General features: G+C 32.7%; 13 protein-coding genes and 1 other annotated feature. Of the genes, 11 read left to right on the top strand and 2 right to left on the bottom strand.

The window, feature by feature from the left end; translation table 11 throughout:
- Positions 1–35 precede the first annotated feature (35 nt).
- Genes IAE52_RS08365 through icd form a run of 3 tightly spaced genes read left to right on the top strand, consistent with a single transcriptional unit; the run spans position 36 to position 5,163 of the window.
- The gene (locus tag IAE52_RS08365; protein ID WP_017864221.1) at positions 36–1,361 is read left to right on the top strand and encodes a citrate/2-methylcitrate synthase; all 1,326 of its coding nucleotides are present in this window, start codon (positions 36–38) and stop codon (positions 1,359–1,361) included.
- Positions 1,358–3,904 carry an aconitate hydratase AcnA gene (gene acnA / locus IAE52_RS08360; protein WP_017864222.1) on the top strand — a complete coding sequence of 849 codons (2,547 nt, stop codon included), beginning with the start codon at positions 1,358–1,360 and terminating at the stop codon, positions 3,902–3,904. Before IAE52_RS08365 ends, acnA begins: the two co-directional genes overlap by 4 nt.
- 20 nt (positions 3,905–3,924) lie before the next feature.
- Complete coding sequence (gene icd / locus IAE52_RS08355; protein WP_010905501.1) at positions 3,925–5,163, top strand: NADP-dependent isocitrate dehydrogenase; 1,239 nt, start codon at positions 3,925–3,927, stop codon at positions 5,161–5,163.
- Between the two features lie 63 nt (positions 5,164–5,226).
- Here the strand turns inward: icd and IAE52_RS08350 are convergent, their stop codons facing one another.
- A complete protein-coding gene (locus IAE52_RS08350) occupies positions 5,227–5,826 on the bottom strand; it encodes an ATP-dependent Clp protease proteolytic subunit (protein ID WP_003129593.1) in 600 nt (199 codons plus the stop codon).
- A 196-nt stretch (positions 5,827–6,022) separates the two neighbouring features.
- Between IAE52_RS08350 and IAE52_RS08345 the strand changes: the two genes are divergently transcribed.
- A complete protein-coding gene (locus IAE52_RS08345) occupies positions 6,023–6,553 on the top strand; it encodes a hypothetical protein (RefSeq protein WP_003129594.1) in 531 nt (176 codons plus the stop codon).
- 159 nt (positions 6,554–6,712) lie between these two features.
- Positions 6,713–7,111, top strand: coding sequence for a transcriptional regulator Spx (gene spx / locus IAE52_RS08340; protein WP_003129597.1), 399 nt, complete (start codon positions 6,713–6,715; stop codon positions 7,109–7,111).
- Between the two features lie 380 nt (positions 7,112–7,491).
- Here spx and IAE52_RS08335 read toward each other — a convergent pair whose 3' ends face one another.
- The gene (locus IAE52_RS08335) at positions 7,492–8,655 is read right to left on the bottom strand and encodes a DUF998 domain-containing protein (RefSeq protein WP_023188922.1); all 1,164 of its coding nucleotides are present in this window, start codon (positions 8,653–8,655) and stop codon (positions 7,492–7,494) included.
- Positions 8,656–8,902: 247 nt separating this feature from the next.
- Positions 8,903–8,946, top strand: a sequence feature (sodium ion sensor (DUF1646 type); this cis-regulatory element may regulate processes involved in with the transportation of sodium ions).
- Between the two features lie 51 nt (positions 8,947–8,997).
- On the opposite strand from IAE52_RS08335, the gene IAE52_RS08330 reads away from it, so the two are divergent.
- The 6 genes from IAE52_RS08330 to IAE52_RS11720 all read left to right on the top strand — a co-directional run bounded on the left by IAE52_RS08330 (position 8,998) and on the right by IAE52_RS11720 (position 17,144).
- Entirely contained in the window at positions 8,998–11,754 is a 2,757-nt protein-coding gene (locus tag IAE52_RS08330; protein WP_033899635.1) for a cation-transporting P-type ATPase, read from the top strand.
- 487 nt (positions 11,755–12,241) lie between these two features.
- On the top strand, positions 12,242–13,273 hold the full coding sequence (locus tag IAE52_RS08325) for an acyltransferase (RefSeq protein WP_109990684.1): 1,032 nt from the start codon (positions 12,242–12,244) through the stop codon (positions 13,271–13,273).
- Between the two features lie 4 nt (positions 13,274–13,277).
- Complete coding sequence (locus IAE52_RS08320; RefSeq protein WP_109990685.1) at positions 13,278–14,498, top strand: glycosyltransferase; 1,221 nt, start codon at positions 13,278–13,280, stop codon at positions 14,496–14,498.
- Positions 14,499–14,770: 272 nt separating this feature from the next.
- Positions 14,771–15,664, top strand: a complete 894-nt coding sequence (locus IAE52_RS08315; RefSeq protein WP_033899631.1) for a polysaccharide deacetylase family protein — start codon at positions 14,771–14,773, stop codon at positions 15,662–15,664.
- Positions 15,665–15,690: 26 nt separating this feature from the next.
- A complete protein-coding gene (locus IAE52_RS11575; RefSeq protein ID WP_233610975.1) occupies positions 15,691–15,990 on the top strand; it encodes a hypothetical protein in 300 nt (99 codons plus the stop codon).
- Positions 15,957–17,144, top strand: coding sequence for a collagen binding domain-containing protein (locus tag IAE52_RS11720; protein WP_333493600.1), 1,188 nt, complete (start codon positions 15,957–15,959; stop codon positions 17,142–17,144). The genes IAE52_RS11575 and IAE52_RS11720 overlap by 34 nt, the downstream gene beginning before the upstream one ends.
- Positions 17,145–17,152: the final 8 nt, after the last annotated feature.

Here is a 17,152-nt window from a genome sequence, read left to right as displayed (position 1 = left end):
AAAAGTGTATAATAATGAAATAGATGGAGGCGTTTATGAATTTATTAAGTAAAGAAGAAAAAATGATTAAAAATTCACAAATTCCTAGTGAATTTTACAAAAAGTACAATGTTAAAAAAGGTTTAAGAGACATTAATGGGAAAGGAGTTTTAGCGGGTTTAACCAATATTTCGGCGATACATTCTTTTGATAAAGAAGGAAACCAAATTCCCGGTATTTTAGAGTATAGAGCTTATAATATTAAAGATATTATTAATGATTTAAGAAAAGAAAATCGTTTTGGTTTTGAAGAGATGACTTATCTATTGTTATTTGGAGAACTTCCCACGGCAAATGAACTTCAGGAATTTCAAAACCTTTTAGCCAGTAGGAGAACTCTACCAGAATTTTTTGTCCGTGAAACTATTTTAACCAACCCTTCAAGTGACGTGATGAATTCGATGAGCCGTTGTATACTAGCTCTTGCTAGTTACGATGAGAAAGTTTCAGATATCTCGATTGAAAATGTTTTAGAACAATCTTTGGGACTTATTGCTGATTTTCCACTTCTTGCGATTTACAGTTACCAATCTTATGTTCATTATTTTAAAAAAGAAAGTCTTTATATTCATTATCCTGATCCAAAAATGACGACCGCTGAGAATATTTTACGAATGCTTCGCCCAGACTGCCATTACACAGAGGTAGAGGCTAAAGTATTAGATATTGCCTTGATTCTCCATATGGAACATGGTGGAGGTAACAATTCGACTTTTACGACTCATGTGGTCACCTCAAGTGGAACAGATACTTATGCTACAATTGCTGCTGCCCTTTCCAGTTTAAAAGGGCCTAAACACGGTGGGGCTAATATTAAGGCAGCAAAAATGTTAGAAAATATAAAAGAAAATATTTCTAATTATGAAGATGATGCTGAAATAGAAAAGTATCTCCATAAAATCTTAAATAAAGAAGTTTTTGATAAGCAAGGATTAATTTATGGTATTGGTCATGCCATTTATAGTGTAAGCGACCCACGGTTTGAGGTTTTTAAATCCTATGTCGAGACTTTAGTAAAAGAAAAAGGATTGGAAGAGGAATTCAAGTTATATGAAAAAGTTGCAAGGCTAGCTCCTAAAGTAATATCGGAAAATCGGAAAATATATAAAACGATTTGTCCAAATGTTGATTTCTACTCTGGCTTTGTCTATAGAATATTAGAAATTCCACAAGAATTATTTACTCCATTATTTGCGATTGCTAGAATTGTAGGTTGGTTAGCACATCGTATAGAAGAACTAATTAATATGAATAAGATTATCCGTCCAGCCTATGAAAGTGTCTTAGAATCAAAAAATTATATAAAGTTGGGGGAAAGATGAAAAAAATAAGTATTTCTAATAAAATATACCATTATTATGATATCTCAGAAACTGAAAGAATTGAAGACTTTCCATATAGTTTACGAGTTCTTTTAGAAAGTTTGCTTAGACAGAAAAATGATGAGAATATTAATCAGGCTCATATTCAATCCGTTAAAGACTATTTAAAAGGGGAAGTTGGTCAAGAAACAGTTTTCTTACCAAGCCGTGTTGTTCTTCAAGATTTCACAGGAGTTCCAGCTATTGTTGACCTTGCGGCAATGAGAGACGCAATGGTTGAATTAGGAAAGAATCCTGAACTAATTAACCCAGAAACTCCAGTGGATTTAGTAATTGATCATTCTGTTCAAGTAGATTTTCAAGGAAATGAAGAGGCTTTTCTGTTAAATTCAAAAAAAGAATTTGAACGTAATCGTGAACGTTACGAATTTTTAAAATGGGCAGAGCAATCTTTTGATAATTTTAGAGTAGTCCCTCCAGCAACAGGTATTATTCATCAAGTTAATATTGAATATTTAAGTGAAGTAATTACCGAAAAAAATGGCGTTTTATATCCAGATAGTGTTTTTGGTACAGATAGTCATACAACAATGATTAATGCCCTTGGTGTTCTTGGTTGGGGAGTAGGAGGAATTGAAGCAGAAGCAGTGATGCTAGGAGAGCCTAGCTCATTGCCTGTTCCAGAAGTAGTAGGAGTTAGATTAATAGGTAATTTAGGAGCATTTGCTACTGCAACAGATTTAGCTTTGACAATGACAAAAATTTTACGAGATGAAAAAGTGGTAGGAAAATTCGTTGAATTTTTTGGAGAAGGACTAAAAAATTTAAGTTTAGCAGATAGAGCAACAATTTCAAATATGGCTCCTGAGTATGGTGCCACCTGTGGATATTTTCCGATTGATAATGAAACTTTGAAATATCTTCGGGCGACAAATCGTTCTGAGGAAGTGGTTGCGCGAGTAGAAACCTATGCAAAGGCAAATAAGTTATTTTATGACGAAAAACGTGAACCATACTATAATAAGACGATTAATGTTGATTTAAGTGAAGTAGCAACACGATTATCAGGTCCCTCTCGTCCCCAAGATATGCTTGAATTGTCTGAGCTAGCAAATAACTTTGAAGACTTTGCTAAAAAACAAAAACCTCTGAAAGAAGAGGATGGAAAAATTGCAATTGCCGCTATTACAAGTTGTACCAATACGAGTAATCCACATGTTATGATGATGGCGGGATTACTTGCAAAAAATGCAGTAGAACAAGGCCTTACGGTTCCTAGCTGGGTTAAAACTTCATTAGCTCCTGGTTCAAAAGTTGTTACCTCTTATTTAGAGAAAGCGGGTCTCCTTCCTTATCTTGAAACGTTGGGATTTTATGTAGTAGGATATGGCTGTACAACCTGTATAGGTAACTCAGGGCCACTTTTAAGTGAAATGGAAACAGAGATTAGAAATAAAGAACTGATTGCAACGAGTGTTTTGAGTGGCAATCGAAATTTTGAAGGTCGAATTCATCCATTAGTGAAGGCGAACTATCTAGCAAGTCCTCCATTAGTAGTTGCGTATGCTTTAGCGGGTTCTGTTCGTAAAAATTTAACAACTGTTGCTCTGGGGACTAATCTAGAAGGTGAAAAGGTATATTTGAAAGATATTCTGCCAACTTCTGATGAAGTGAATGATTTAGTGCAAAAATACGTAACAAGTGATTTATATGCTGAAAGTTATGCTAAGGTTTTTGATGAAAATACAGTCTGGAATAATATCAAAACAAAGAAAAGTGAAGTTTATGACTGGAAATCTGAATCTACCTATATTTCTAATCCACCATATTTTGAAAACTTAACTATGATAAATAAACCGATAGCTTCACTGTCAAATTTACATGTTTTAGCAAAATTTGGTGATTCTATCACAACTGACCATATTAGTCCAGCAGGGAATATTCCTTTAAAATCCCCAGCTGGGGATTATCTAAGTTCTCGAGGACTTGCTTATAAGGATTTTAATAGTTTTGGTTCAAGACGCGGAAATGATAAAGTAATGACAAGGGGAACATTTGCTAATATCCGTATCAAAAATCAGCTTGTTGCTCCTCTTGAGGGAGGTTATTCTCTATTCAATAATGAAACATTACCTATTTATGAGGTAGCTAAAAAATATAAAGAACAAGGACAAGGATTAATTGTTCTTGCTGGTAAGGATTATGGAATGGGTTCCAGTCGAGACTGGGCGGCCAAGGGAACAAAATTACTTGGAGTCAAGGCTGTAATTGCTGAGAGTTTTGAACGTATTCATCGAAGTAATCTCGTCATGATGGGTGTTCTTCCCCTACAGTTTCTAGATAATGAAAATGCCGAAACTTTAGGATTAAGTGGTTATGAAAGTTTTTCTATAGAGCTACCAGAAAATCCCAAAATTCATGAAAAAATTACTGTAAGTACTGCCGAAAAAAACTTTGAGGTTCTTTTACGCTTTGATTCTCAGGCGGATTTAGATTACTATGCTAATGACGGTATAATGCCTTATGTGATTCGGAAAAAATAAAAAAATAGGTGAAAATTATTATGAAAATTGAGATGAAAAATGGAAAATTAGTTGTGCCAGATTATCCAGCAATTGGTTATATTAGAGGAGATGGTGTTGGCGAAGATATTTTTCCTCAGGCGCAAAAAGTTTTTGATGCTGCGGTTCTAAAAATTTATGGTCAAAAAAAGAAAATAGAATGGCAAAAATTATTGGCTGGAGGAGAAGCATTTGAGACTTGTGGAGAATATCTGCCCAAAGAAACTCTCGCTCATATTAATGAAAATTTAATTGCGATAAAGGGACCACTAATGACCCCGGTCGGTGAAAGCTTTCGTTCAATTAATGTTACTTTAAGACAAAAAATGGATTTATATGCTTGCGTAAGACCAGTTGAATATTTTAAAGGGATAAAATCCCCAGTTAAGGCGCCAGAAAAAGTTGACATGACAATTTTTCGAGAAAATACAGAAGATATTTATGCAGGTATTGAATTTGCTAGTGAAACAAATGAGTCTCACAACTTATTAAAATTTTTAGAAAAAGAATTGAATGTCCATTCTATTCGCTTTCCAAAAACTTCAGCACTAGGAATAAAACCTGTTAGTCCTGAAGGAAGTAAACGACTGGTTAATGCGGCTTTTGAGTACGCTCTGAAAATGAACAAAAAAAGAGTGACCTTTGTTCATAAGGGAAATATTATGAAATTTACTGAAGGAGGATTTAGAAATTGGGCCTATGAGGTTGCTAGGGAATATCCAACTTTTACAAAACTAGAATACGATGAAATCAAAAATGAAAGAGGAAGTTTACAAGCTGAAAATGAGAAAAAAGCAGCATTAAAATCAGGAAAAATTTATGTAGATGATGTAATTGCTGACAACTTCCTCCAACAGATTATTTTAAATCCTGAAAATTTTGAAGTAATTGCCACTCTTAATTTAAATGGTGATTATATTTCAGATGCACTTGCCGCACAGGTTGGAGGAATTGGAATTGCACCAGGTGCGAATATTAATTATAAAAGCGGTCATGCTATTTTTGAAGCAACTCATGGAACAGCTCCAGATATCGCTGGAAAAAATATAGCAAATCCTTCTAGTCTAATTTTATCTGGAGTGATGATGTTTGAGTATTTAGGCTGGCAAGAGGTGGCTGAATTAATCAAAATTGCTCTTTCATTTTCATTCAGGAATGGAAATTTGACAGCTGATTTAGGTGGAAAACTTTCAACTTCAAAATTTTCCGACGTTTTGATTGATTTTATAAAAACATATTAAAAAATAGATTGATAATCAGAAAAATAAAAAGCCCTGAAATCAGGGCTTTTAAAATTTACATCATTATTTTAAGGAATTATTTTCCATAATTTCATCGATGAAACCATATTCCAAAGTTTCTTTGGCATCCATCCAATGGTCACGTTCGGCATCTTTGTGAATTTGTTCAAGTGAACGGTTGGAATTATCAGCAAGAATTTGTTCCAAACGTTTACGAGTTTTCAAAAGTTGCTCAGCAACAATAGCCATATCAGTTTGTTGAGTGCCTTGACCTGTACCACCCATTGGTTGGTGAATAAGATATTCAGCATTTGGCAACATGAATCGTTTGCCTTTTGTTCCGCTTGAAGCAATGATTGTTCCCATAGAGGCAGCCATTCCCATAACGATAGTTTGAACATCTGATTTGATAAAATTCATTGTATCAACAATGGCAAGACCAGCAGATACAGAACCACCAGGTGTATTTACGTAGAGATAAATATCTTTAGTGTTATCTTGTGCATCCAAGAAAAGAAGTTGAGCAATGATAGAATTTGCCATTCCATCTTCAACAGGTCCTGTCAGCATGATAATGCGGTCTTTTAAAAGTCGTGAATAAATATCATAAGCACGTTCGCCACGGCTTGATTGTTCAATAACGGTAGGTACTAAATAACCCATAGATTGAATCTCCTTTATAAATAAGATATGAATTTAATTTTAGATAAAATTGAATTCATTTGTTTATTTTTCTATATTATAACTCATTGGTCAAAAAAGGTCAAAGAATATTGTCTTTTTTTATGACTTTTCCTAAAACTTGATAAAAAAAGAGTTTAAACTTTCTTAACGCTTTCAAATTTGTTATAATTATGACATGAATACAGAACTTATTATTGCAATGATTTTTGGTCTGATTATTGGCGCGTGGCTAATGGTTGCAGGCATCTACATTTACAAAATTTATGATGAAAATCGTTATAAGAAACGATTAACAATTGAAAAATTACTTCGTGAAATTGAAGTTCGTAACACACTTAATCAAAAAGTGATTGAAATTCTTAATCGCCCAATTACTGGGAGTGATAAAGAATTAATTAATCCTCAAAGTGATGTGAAAGTTCCTTTTTACGATTATAATTTTTTGAAAAACTATACTTCAATGTATAATTTATACATTCCAACTTATTTTTTGAATACATTTTTCAAAAAGCTCTCTCACCATTTAGCTGTATTTGATGACGAGCAGGACTTGAAAAATGGGGGATACATTTTCAAAGAATCTCGTACAATTTTCGAGAATTTTTCTGTCGAAATTACTGATGATATTGAGGCAAAAAAACGAGAGTTACAAAAGGCTAAAAATGTTTATCCATCGATGTTGAAAAAACAACATTATAATATCTAATGCAGTGAAAAAAACTACTGATTTCAGTGGTTTTTTTATTGAAAAAATTTGTGAAAAAATTTTGAAAAGGTCTTTTTTTAAGTCTATAAATATGGTATAATTGTACAATCATTGATGTTTAATACTATTAGATAAATAAATATACACGAAGGAGAGACGATGATCACAATCTATACAGCACCCTCTTGTACGAGCTGTAAAAAAGCTAAAACTTGGCTTTCATATCACCACATCCCATTTAACGAAAGAAATCTCATCGCGGATCCTTTATCAACAACAGAGATTAGTCAAATTCTACAAAAATGTGACGATGGTGTTGAAGGATTAATTTCAAGTAGAAATCGCTTTGTGAAGACTTTGGGTGTTGATTTTGAAGATATTTCACTTTCACAAGCAATTAAAATTATTTCTGAAAATCCACAAATCATGCGTCGTCCAATTATTATGGATGAAAAACGTCTTCATGTTGGATATAATGAAGAAGAAATCCGTGCTTTTTTACCTCGTACAGTTCGTGTTTTAGAAAATGGTGGCGCTCGTTTGCGTTCAGCAATTTAATTCATAATTAAAATATTCATTTATTGGAATTTTTATAGACGCATTTGCGTCTTTTTTTTATTGAAAAAAACCACTGCCAGAAAGGAACAATGGTTTTTTGTTGAGTGCATAGTAATTGTTATTGGATAATAAAAGAAAATGAATTAAAAAATTTTTTATGGTTATTGTTATCCTTCAAATTCAATATCATCAAGTGTTGTGGCTGAAATAAAAATTGTGGGTAAGTATGGATCAACTGCAGAAACTGCAGCAAGTGAAAGGAGCAGTAAACTTTTAAATTCCATGATGAACCTCCAACCAAAATGTATTTGTGAAGATATTATAACACAATTTTCTGAAAATTCAACCTTTTTGTTTTTCTTATCTGATGCTTGAGGTAATTATTTTTGAAGGAGCTTTACTTGCCATTCGTTTCCTTCTTGAATAATTCCCCTGAGTGAATTGATAAACATAACGAGCCAGGTAAAAGCTATAGCAAAAGCAATAATTTCAAAGACCGTTAATGAGAGATAGTGAATTCCCATAAAGGCAACGGCAGATAAAGTTAATGCTATCAAAGCAGTCCAAGATAATGCTAAAAATTCTTTAGAAATGGTGGGAACTAACCATTTAAGAAAGATAATCATAATAAGAACAACCGCAACCAGACCAAATGCAGAATTATTATGTATAGGCATTGTCCATGATTGGGCTGGAAAAATTCCGACGAAAGCGATCAAAAGTGCTATGAGAATATAAAAAACACGAATTATTTTAAATTTATAATTGTAAAGGCTGCTCTTAGAAAACTCAGCAAAGAGAAAATCAGTTATGGTAAGAAGAATAAGAGCAGAAAATATTAAGGTGATATTGAACTGCCAGTGCTGTGTGGCTTCACCAGTTCCTAAGAAGCTGAAGTTATGTTGCCACCAATCTTTTTGATTGTTTGTTGCCATTGAAACAAGAATCCCCCCTATGAAAGTGGTAAAGAGGAGCAAAATAAGATTAGGTAAAGTGATGGAAAGAGCTGCTGAAATAAGAAAATAAAAGATGATTCCAACAAATACTAAGACAAGAAACCCTGCAGTAAAGGGGTCAAAAGTTACTCCGCTAAATGTTTTGCCAATTATGTACCAAAAAATGATTTGAACAGCAAAAGAAATACTTGTATAGGCTACCGATAGCGTTAAAGTTTCTCTAAAAATTTTAAATTTAGATTTGGATAAGTCACAACTTTTGCGAAGATAAGTCCATATGAAACCAAAAAAACCAAAAAGGGTTGATAGAATTATGCTCAAACTTGCAACAGAGAGGTGGCGGCTCCCCGTAAATGCGATTTGTGGATGATTGGTACTTAAAAAGATAAGCAATGCAATTATTCCAGATGCTAAACTAGGTACTATAAAATAGTGTAAAGCTAAATTTTGTTTATTGGTATGATTAATTTTCGGATTTTCTAATAATATCTGTTGATTTTCTAAACGGATTGATAGTTGGTCATTTTCTGCATAATCACTTAATTTATTATAAAGTTCTTCAGGGATTTCTAAGTAATTTTTAGTCATGATATTCTTTCTAGCTTTAAAATAATTGAAAATTCATTTATATAGTACATATTATAAATTCATACATTCTAATAATATTTTACCATTTAACTTACTAAAGGGGCTACTGGAACTTATTTGTTTTGGGAACGGAGGGATAATTTGAGTTTTAATATAATTATATATTGTGTTGTAGTCAAAACAATATAAAATGGATTGACTTACGATATGGATAATGTTAAAATATAATTAATTAAATAAACGACTAGGTTGGGCGCAAGCTTCAAGACATATCTCCAAGGGTGAGGAGATTGTTTTGAGGTTTGCGTTCTTTTTTGTCGTTTTTTACTAGAAAGGGATGATATGAAATTTTATCAAAAATCCAAAGAAGAATTATTACATAGTTATGATGTTAAGATAGATAGAGGACTTTCGAGTACTCAGGTTACTGATAATCGAGAAAGATATGGTGAAAATAAACTTCCAGAAGAAAAGGAAGAAAGCTATTTAAAAGTATTTTTTAAAAGTTTTAAAGAACCAATAATCATTGTTTTATTAGGGGCAGTCGCTCTATCATTTTTTAGTTCATTTTATTCATTCCAAATAGTTGGAGATAAAAAACATGGTTTAGAATCCTTATATGAAGCGATTGCTATAGCTATTTTGATTATTATAAATGCATTTTTAGGTTTTTGGCAAGAAATTAGTGCTCGTAAAAATTTAAATTCACTAAAAGAAATGAACAATCGTTTTGCATCTGTACTAAGAAATGGAGCCTTAGAAAAAATTTCATCAAATGAGCTAGTTGTTGGTGATATCGTAAAAGTTACAGTAGGTGATTTTGTGGAGGCCGATATAAGATGGTTAGAGCTTGATGAACTTCAATTAATTGAGTCTCATTTAACGGGTGAAGCTGATGCTATAATAAAAAATATAGAGGTCATTAATGAAAACGTCGAAATTGGTGATCAAACGAATATGGGATTTTCTGGCTCTATCGTTTCAAATGGACAGGGAATTGGAATAGTTGTAGCCACGGGAGAAAACACAGAACTTGGGAAAATTTCTCAGTTGATGAAAGATGAGGGAATGAAATCATCTCCATTACAAGAAACCGTAAAAAAACTTACTAAAACACTGATGAAAATATCCGCTGGGATTGTTTTATTAACTTTTGTATTTGGATTAATAAGTTCTGGAGAATTTTCAATTAACTCAATTACTTCAGTATTTTCAACCTCAATCGCTCTCGCAGTTGCCTCTATTCCAGATGCTTTACCAGTTGTTCTCTCAATAGTATTGACAATCGGTGCAGTCAAAATGTCAAAAAATAAAGGTTTGATTAAAACACTAAGTAGTGTGGAAACTTTAGGGAGTACTTCTTACATCTGTTCTGATAAAACAGGTACATTGACCCAAAATGAGATGACCGTTACAAAATTTTACGCTAATGGTCAACTGTATAATGTGGATGGTCTGGGATATCGTTCCATTGGTGAAATTCACTTGGTATCAAAAGGTGAAAAAAATGTAAATTTTGCTCAATTTATGAAAAATATCGTTTTGTGTAATGATTCAAGTGTCAAAGAAGTTGAGGGGCAAGTAAAAACTTTTGGTAATCCTACAGAAGTTGCTCTTACCGTTCTTGGTAGTAAAGCCGGCTATAGCAAGAATAAGTTATTAATAAACAATAAAATTATAAGAACTCTTCCTTTTAGTAGCAGTAGAAAAATGATGAGTGTCATTGTTCAAAATGATGAAGGATTTTACGTTTATACCAAAGGAGCACCAGATGTTTTAATGGAAAAAGCTTCGGGGATTTTGATTGGAGATATAGTTGACCAATCTGAGCAGTCAAAAGATAACTTTATTAAAGTGGTAGATGATTATGCGGATGAAGCACTAAGAACCTTGGCTGTGGCCTACAAAAAAGTTGATGAAGAAGAGGCATTATACGGAGCCACGGAAGACGTAGAAAAAGATTTTATATTAACGGGAGTTGCAGGAATAATTGATCCTCCACGAGAAGAAGTGAAAGAATCTATCAGACAACTTCATGATGCAAATATTAATGTGGTTATGATTACAGGGGATCATGAAAAAACAGCTCGTGCGATTGCCTATGATTTGGGGATTGTAAAAGAAAAAAATGCAACAGTTTTAAAGGGAATTGACCTTGAAGAAATGTCAGATCAGGAGCTTTATGCAGAAGTAAAAAATGTTAATGTTTATGCAAGAGTGACACCAGAGCATAAGCAACGTATTGTTAAACAGCTCCAAAATCATCAACAAGTTGTTGCTATGACCGGAGACGGAGTAAATGATGCTCCAGCTTTAAGAGCTGCTGATATTGGAGTGGCGATGGGAATTACTGGTACAGAAGTAACTAAAGATTCTGCAGATCTCATTTTACTAGATGATAAATTTACAACGATAGAAAAATCAGTTTATAGCGGTCGTACTATCTATGCTAATATAAAAAACTTTATGAGACACGAACTGACAACAAATGTTGCTGAAGTTTTGGCCCTTGTATTAGGTTTAGTTTTATTTAGAAGTAGTGTTGGAAATGTAGCAGCAATGACTCCGACATTGACTGCTTTAATGGTTCTTTGGGTTAATATGGTGAGTGATGCGATTCCATCTTTTTCTTTGGGTTATGATGTTGCCGAAACAGATTTGATGAAAGAAAAACCACGGAACCCTAATGAATCTATTCTTGCTAACCACACGTGGTCTAGGGTTTTGATTAGGGGAACAGTTATGGGAGCGATGGTTTATCTTGGATTTCTCCTGGCTGCTCAAAATGGATTGAACGCTAGTGAAGCACAAACAGTTGCTTTTCTGACTTTAGTTTATGGACAATTATGGCATGTATTTGATGCAAGAAGTTCAAGAACATTGTTTAGACGTAATCCTTTTGGGAATATTAGACTTGTTGGAGCAGTGTTATTTGCAGGAGTTTCTTCATTTTTAGTAACAATCATTCCGTTTTTCAATAGTGTGATGGGAACTGCTCAGTTAACATTACCTGTATATCTACTTGTGATTTTTATTCCTGCTCTACCTACATTAATATTGTCAGGAATAAAAGAAGTTTTTAAAATAAAAATATGGTAAATCAATGCAAAAAAGTACTTACTTGAGTAAGTACTTTTTTTGTATGTTACTAATTACAAACTGATGTTTGTTTTTGATTTCTAAATTTTCAATTTAGAGTATTACCTAATATGCTTAAAATCATCGTAAGTGCCATTTTATAAAGGCTATACCGCTTTTTTTTATTGATTGATATTTTACTTTATAGGGTTTAATAATAATTAAAAATGAATAATATGATGATATTAAGTAATTTTTGTAAGCTTTATATTACAATATTTCTTTTTGTTATGTTATACTGTGATAAATTGGTGGATTGCAATCAAAAATTAATGATTTTCGGTAGTTATAAATCCATACTAAATTAAAGTTAGGAGAATAACATGATTTCGAGACAACTTAGTGATGTAAAGGAAAAATAATTATAAAGTTTGAATTGAGCGGTTTATAACCCAAATTAGAGAAAGGATTTATAGGAGCAAAATTTTTCTGCTATAAATATAAAAAAATGAAACGTAATTCATCAATAGATTTAATGAAAAGTTGTGCAATATTCTTTGTCATTTCGGTCCATTTTTTATTAAATTCGGGCTTTTATGATATGACAATTCATTCCACTTTAGGAATTTTTTGGATTGGGATAAGAACGATTTTAATTACTTGTGTGCCCTTGTTTTTAGTGGCAACTGGATTTTTAATGAATCGAAAAGAATTAAGTGCTCAATATGTTCTGGGAATAGTTCCTGTCATCATTTCATATATAGGCATATCTTTATTAGTATGGGGAGTTCTATCTTTTGTCGGAAAAGGAAGCGACTTCTCCACAGCCATAAATGGAATTTTTGATTATTCAACCGATTCTTACTCTTGGTATGTTGAAATGTATTTAGGACTTTATCTTTTTATCCCTTTATTAAATATTATCTGGAATTATAAAAAAGAAATAAAAAATTATCATTTATATATTGTCTTTATCGCAAGTTTGCTAACATTCTTACCCTCTTTATTAAATAGTTTTGGAAAAGTTATTCCAGACTATTGGCAAATTTGTTATCCCGTTAGTTATTATTTTATTGGAGCTTACCTTTATACTTATCAAAATGAAATAAAGAAAATTTCAATAGGAAAACTTGTTACAGCATTCTTAAGTGCACTTACGATTTTTACTTTGACGGACACTTTTGCAAGTTGGAATCAAGAATTTCAGTGGCTAGACCACAATGATTATTTTGGTTATCAAACAGCCATAATGACAGTATTAGTTATAGCAATCTTGTGGAGAACTCCCATTCCAAAATGGAGCGTTAGGTTGCTAAAGGCTCTATCTACCGCTACTTTGACTATCTATCTTATATCCGATTTAACGGATCAGTTTGTCTATGGATTTTTTAAGCATGAAATTCCAAACTTAAGTCAACGAGTGATAGCAGGACCGATTATTATTCCAGTAGCCTTTACTAGTGCGGCATTACTAGGAATTTTTGTGGGAAAAGTTTTAAATTTCCCTTTTAAGAGAAAAAAAGAAAGAAAGGAAAATTAAAACTATGATAATCTCAACAATGGTAGATGTTTATGTTGTTTATTATCCGATTATCTTGTCCTTCATTTGGGCAAGTGGTGCTTTTTTATCTCGGCGGAAAGAAAGAGATAAGAAAGCAATTGATGAAACAAAAGAATTTGAAAAAATTAGTATTGTTATTTCTGCGTACAATGAAGAAGAAACGATTGAGGAAGTTTTATTATCACTACATAATCTAAATTACCCTTTCCTAGAGATCTTTATTGTTGATGATAAGAGTAGTGACCGCACTTTGGAGAAACTTTATGAAGTAAAAAAATCTTTCGACGATTGGGAAACATTAACTATTCTTGAGCAAAAGGAAAATAAGGGAAAAGCCACGGCTTTAAATGTTGCTTTGCAACAAGTTAACAGCAAGTATATGCTTGTTATTGATGCGGATTCATATCTTTCTAAAGATGCTCTATCTTATTTATTGGCCGAATTAACTTCTAGTTCAGATATTGGGGCTGTGACTGGACGACCTATTGTTAGAAACAGAACAACTCTATTGGGGAAATTACAAACCTTAGAGTATTTAAGTGTGATTGATGCGATTAAGAGAGCACAAAGTCTTTTTCTAGGTGCAATAATGACCGTATCAGGTGTGATTGTTATGTATCGTGTAGAGGCTTTGAAAGAAATTGGGGGCTTTAATACCGAAGTGATGACGGAAGACATTGATGTCACTTGGCGACTTCATCGTAATCAATGGAAAGTCAAATATGTCCCTAAAGCTTTAAGCTATATTCTCGTTCCTGAAAATTTAAAATCTCTTTTAAAGCAACGGAGAAGATGGGCAGTTGGTGGAGTAGAAGTATTAATTACAAATTTATCATGGGTTTTTAAAAGAGGAGAATTTAAACATCGGTTTCTTTTGATTGAAATGATTTGTAGTCATATTTGGAGTTGGTTTTTCTTAATAGAATCTTATCAGTATTTTCTCCAAATGCTGTTAAATCAAGAATTCAAAGTATCGGGTCAAATTATCGTGATTTTTGTTCTTATTTCATTTTTTGTATTCTTTTTAGGACTTAATAATGATAAAGGGGAGAGTCGCTTATCCTTGACTGATAAATTAATATTTCCAGCTTATCTTGTTGCTTATTGGTTTCTAAATTTGATTAGTGCTCTTTCTGCTGAACTTGTTGTTTTAACTAATCGGACAAATAAAGGAAAATGGGAAAGTCCTGATAGAGGGGTGTAATAATGGAATTAGTAATACGTAAAAAAATGAAAAAACAACATTTTTTGGAATTCTTGGCTGTTTCACTATGTTGGCTGTTTATATTAATTGTTTTCGTTCTTTTATTAATCTCTTTGCTGGGGATATATAGTGATGGAATTATCTCTGTTTTTGTAATCATTGGGTTTCCAATAACAAATTGGGAAGATATAATTTATGATTTGTTTTGTCTTCTTTCAATATTAACGATTCCTAGTCTTTATATTTTAACGAAGGAGGCTTAGATTTATAATATGAAATTTAGTAAAAAGAATATTTTTTTGATATTGATGTTTGGTCTTATTGCTATCTTGGTGTTTATGTCCACACGTGAAACAAAAAAATATGTACAAGATGGAAAAAAGGAGCAGCCAGATTTTGCTTATGAGAGTTTGCTTAAAGACAATGATGGAATTATTGTTCTTTGTTATCACCGTGTGTTAAAAGATACGGTGGTTACAAATTTCGCTTATTCAATTTCGCATAATTCTCAACTCCATGAATATAATGTATTCTTGCAAGATTTTGAACAGCAAATGACATTTTTAAAGAAAAATCATATTAAAGTTTTGACTAGTTCAGAACTGATAGAGAAGCTTAATAAAAAAGAGGTGATTGGCAAAGCAGTAGTGATTACTTTTGATGACATTGATAAGTCTTTGCCAGAGAACGCTTATCCAATAATGAAAAAATTAGACTTACCCTTTACACAATTCATTATCACGGGAAAAGTTGGACAAACCATTGATGGTTCACAAATGTCGACTTGGAAAGAAATAAAGAAAATGAATGAAAATCCTTTGGTTACTTCAGGACTACATACGAATGACTTACATTATCAAGAAAACTTTGAAGCGATTTTATCTACTAATATTTCAAAAAAAGTAGTGCAAGAAGATTACCAAAAAAGTCAGAAAGCATTTGGTGAGAAGTTAGATCAAAAAGGAAAAGTTTTTGCTTATCCCTATGGAGCACAAAATAAAGACTTAGAAGATTATATGCTACAAGATGGAATTCAAGGAATATTCACACTATCTCCAGGTGTAGTGACTAATGAAACACTATATAGTAATATTCCTAGGTTGATTGTTACGAAGGATAATTGGAAAACTATCAAACATTGGCTCTTAAGTGAAGGGACACAATAATAAGAGAAAATAAGAAGGAGATATTCATGAAGGCGAATAATAAGTCATTTAAATTATTAATGGTTCTGAGTTTATTGATGTGCTTGGTTGGAATTAATTTATTTAAACCTTCAAATGTATTTGCTGCTGACTATGGAAATAAATTTATAACGGGACATGAACTGACTGATGATTTGGGAAATCCGAAAACAGATTTTGGTATTTATGATGATGTTCAGGCTCATTGGGATTTTGATATTCCAGTGGGAAGCGTTTCTCAGGGGGATACAATGAGTGTCAATGTTCCTGATTTATTAACTTATCAAAAGATATTACTTTTGAAATAAAAGATGAAGCTGGAAATATTATCGGAACGGCGGTTGCTAATCATCTTACGGGGGTGGTAACTGTTACTTTTTCAAAACTTGTTGAAAATGCAACTTCAGACATTAAAGATTCATTTTCCGTTTGGGTTAATTGGGATGAACAAAAAGTAGAGGAAAATACAAGGGTAGTAGTTGATTGGAAAGATGGAGGAACAACAGAGGTTAACATTGGTCCGGCAACAGGACCGGATAAAGATGAGGTACTTTATAAATGGGGATGGGTTGACGAGAATGATTCAACCTTAATTCATTGGCAGGTTCGGATCAATTATGCTAAAGAAAATATCCAGAAAGCTATTTATACTGATATTATTGGTGGGAATCAGAATTTAGTTTCTGGTTCGATTTCGGTAGCTAATGTGACTTATAGTAGTGATGGAGAGAATTATAATGTTGATAGCTATTATCCTCAGGCTAGTATTTTAGAAAATGGCGTGAACAGATTTACCGTGAATTTAGGTGATATTTCAAATACGATTATTATCGATTATTCAACGAGGGCAACGGATGGAGAGCTTTCTCAACAGTATGAAAATAGAGGAGAATTGACGGGAGAAAATATTGAAAAACAGGTAGTAGAAGTTCATACTCCTAACAATGGTGGAAATGGAAATGCAAGTATGAAACTTTCTATTTCTGGAGAGAAAACTTGGATTGATGACAATAATGCACGTGGTTTAAGACCAAGTTTTATTAGTATTGAGTTATATCGGAATGGAGAGAAAGTTGATTCACGAGATGTGACGGCTAAAGAAAATTGGAAATATTCGTTTACCAATTTGGATAAGTATGATGAAAGTGGGAAACTTTACGATTATGATGTAAAAGAGGTGTCTGTTAGTAATTACACGAATCAACAGGAGGGGTATAATTTTATAAATACAATCATCCCTGTTAAAGAAGAAGCTCCTGAAAAACCCGACCAATCAATTACTACTCCTAGTTCATCCTCACAAGTAATGTCGACTTCGTCTTCTTCAATGGAATCAGAAACATCTGAAGAGTTGCCTAAAACGGGGGATAGCCCAAGGGATTTTTTCAAAGTGTTGGGAATACTTCTATTGATTTCTGGGGTGCTTGGAATGATCTATATTAAGAGAAAATCAAAAATTTAATTATCTGA

It is taken from the genome of Lactococcus sp. S47 (assembly GCF_016517475.1).
GTDB lineage: Bacteria > Bacillota > Bacilli > Lactobacillales > Streptococcaceae > Lactococcus > Lactococcus lactis.
Note: the sequence above shows the minus strand (reverse complement) of the source record. Positions and strands in the feature narration are given on the sequence as shown.

What these genes read in the sequence shown, in the direction of transcription:
- IAE52_RS08365 (WP_017864221.1), top strand. Translation starts at nt 36, where the DNA reads ATGAATTTATTAAGTAAAGAAGAAAAAATGATTAAAAATTCACAAATT.
- acnA (WP_017864222.1), top strand. Translation starts at nt 1,358, where the DNA reads ATGAAAAAAATAAGTATTTCTAATAAAATATACCATTATTATGATATC.
- icd (WP_010905501.1), top strand. Translation starts at nt 3,925, where the DNA reads ATGAAAATTGAGATGAAAAATGGAAAATTAGTTGTGCCAGATTATCCA.
- IAE52_RS08350 (WP_003129593.1), bottom strand. Translation starts at nt 5,826, where the DNA reads ATGGGTTATTTAGTACCTACCGTTATTGAACAATCAAGCCGTGGCGAA.
- IAE52_RS08345 (WP_003129594.1), top strand. Translation starts at nt 6,023, where the DNA reads ATGAATACAGAACTTATTATTGCAATGATTTTTGGTCTGATTATTGGC.
- spx (WP_003129597.1), top strand. Translation starts at nt 6,713, where the DNA reads ATGATCACAATCTATACAGCACCCTCTTGTACGAGCTGTAAAAAAGCT.
- IAE52_RS08335 (WP_023188922.1), bottom strand. Translation starts at nt 8,655, where the DNA reads ATGACTAAAAATTACTTAGAAATCCCTGAAGAACTTTATAATAAATTA.
- IAE52_RS08330 (WP_033899635.1), top strand. Translation starts at nt 8,998, where the DNA reads ATGAAATTTTATCAAAAATCCAAAGAAGAATTATTACATAGTTATGAT.
- IAE52_RS08325 (WP_109990684.1), top strand. Translation starts at nt 12,242, where the DNA reads ATGAAACGTAATTCATCAATAGATTTAATGAAAAGTTGTGCAATATTC.
- IAE52_RS08320 (WP_109990685.1), top strand. Translation starts at nt 13,278, where the DNA reads ATGATAATCTCAACAATGGTAGATGTTTATGTTGTTTATTATCCGATT.
- IAE52_RS08315 (WP_033899631.1), top strand. Translation starts at nt 14,771, where the DNA reads ATGAAATTTAGTAAAAAGAATATTTTTTTGATATTGATGTTTGGTCTT.
- IAE52_RS11575 (WP_233610975.1), top strand. Translation starts at nt 15,691, where the DNA reads ATGAAGGCGAATAATAAGTCATTTAAATTATTAATGGTTCTGAGTTTA.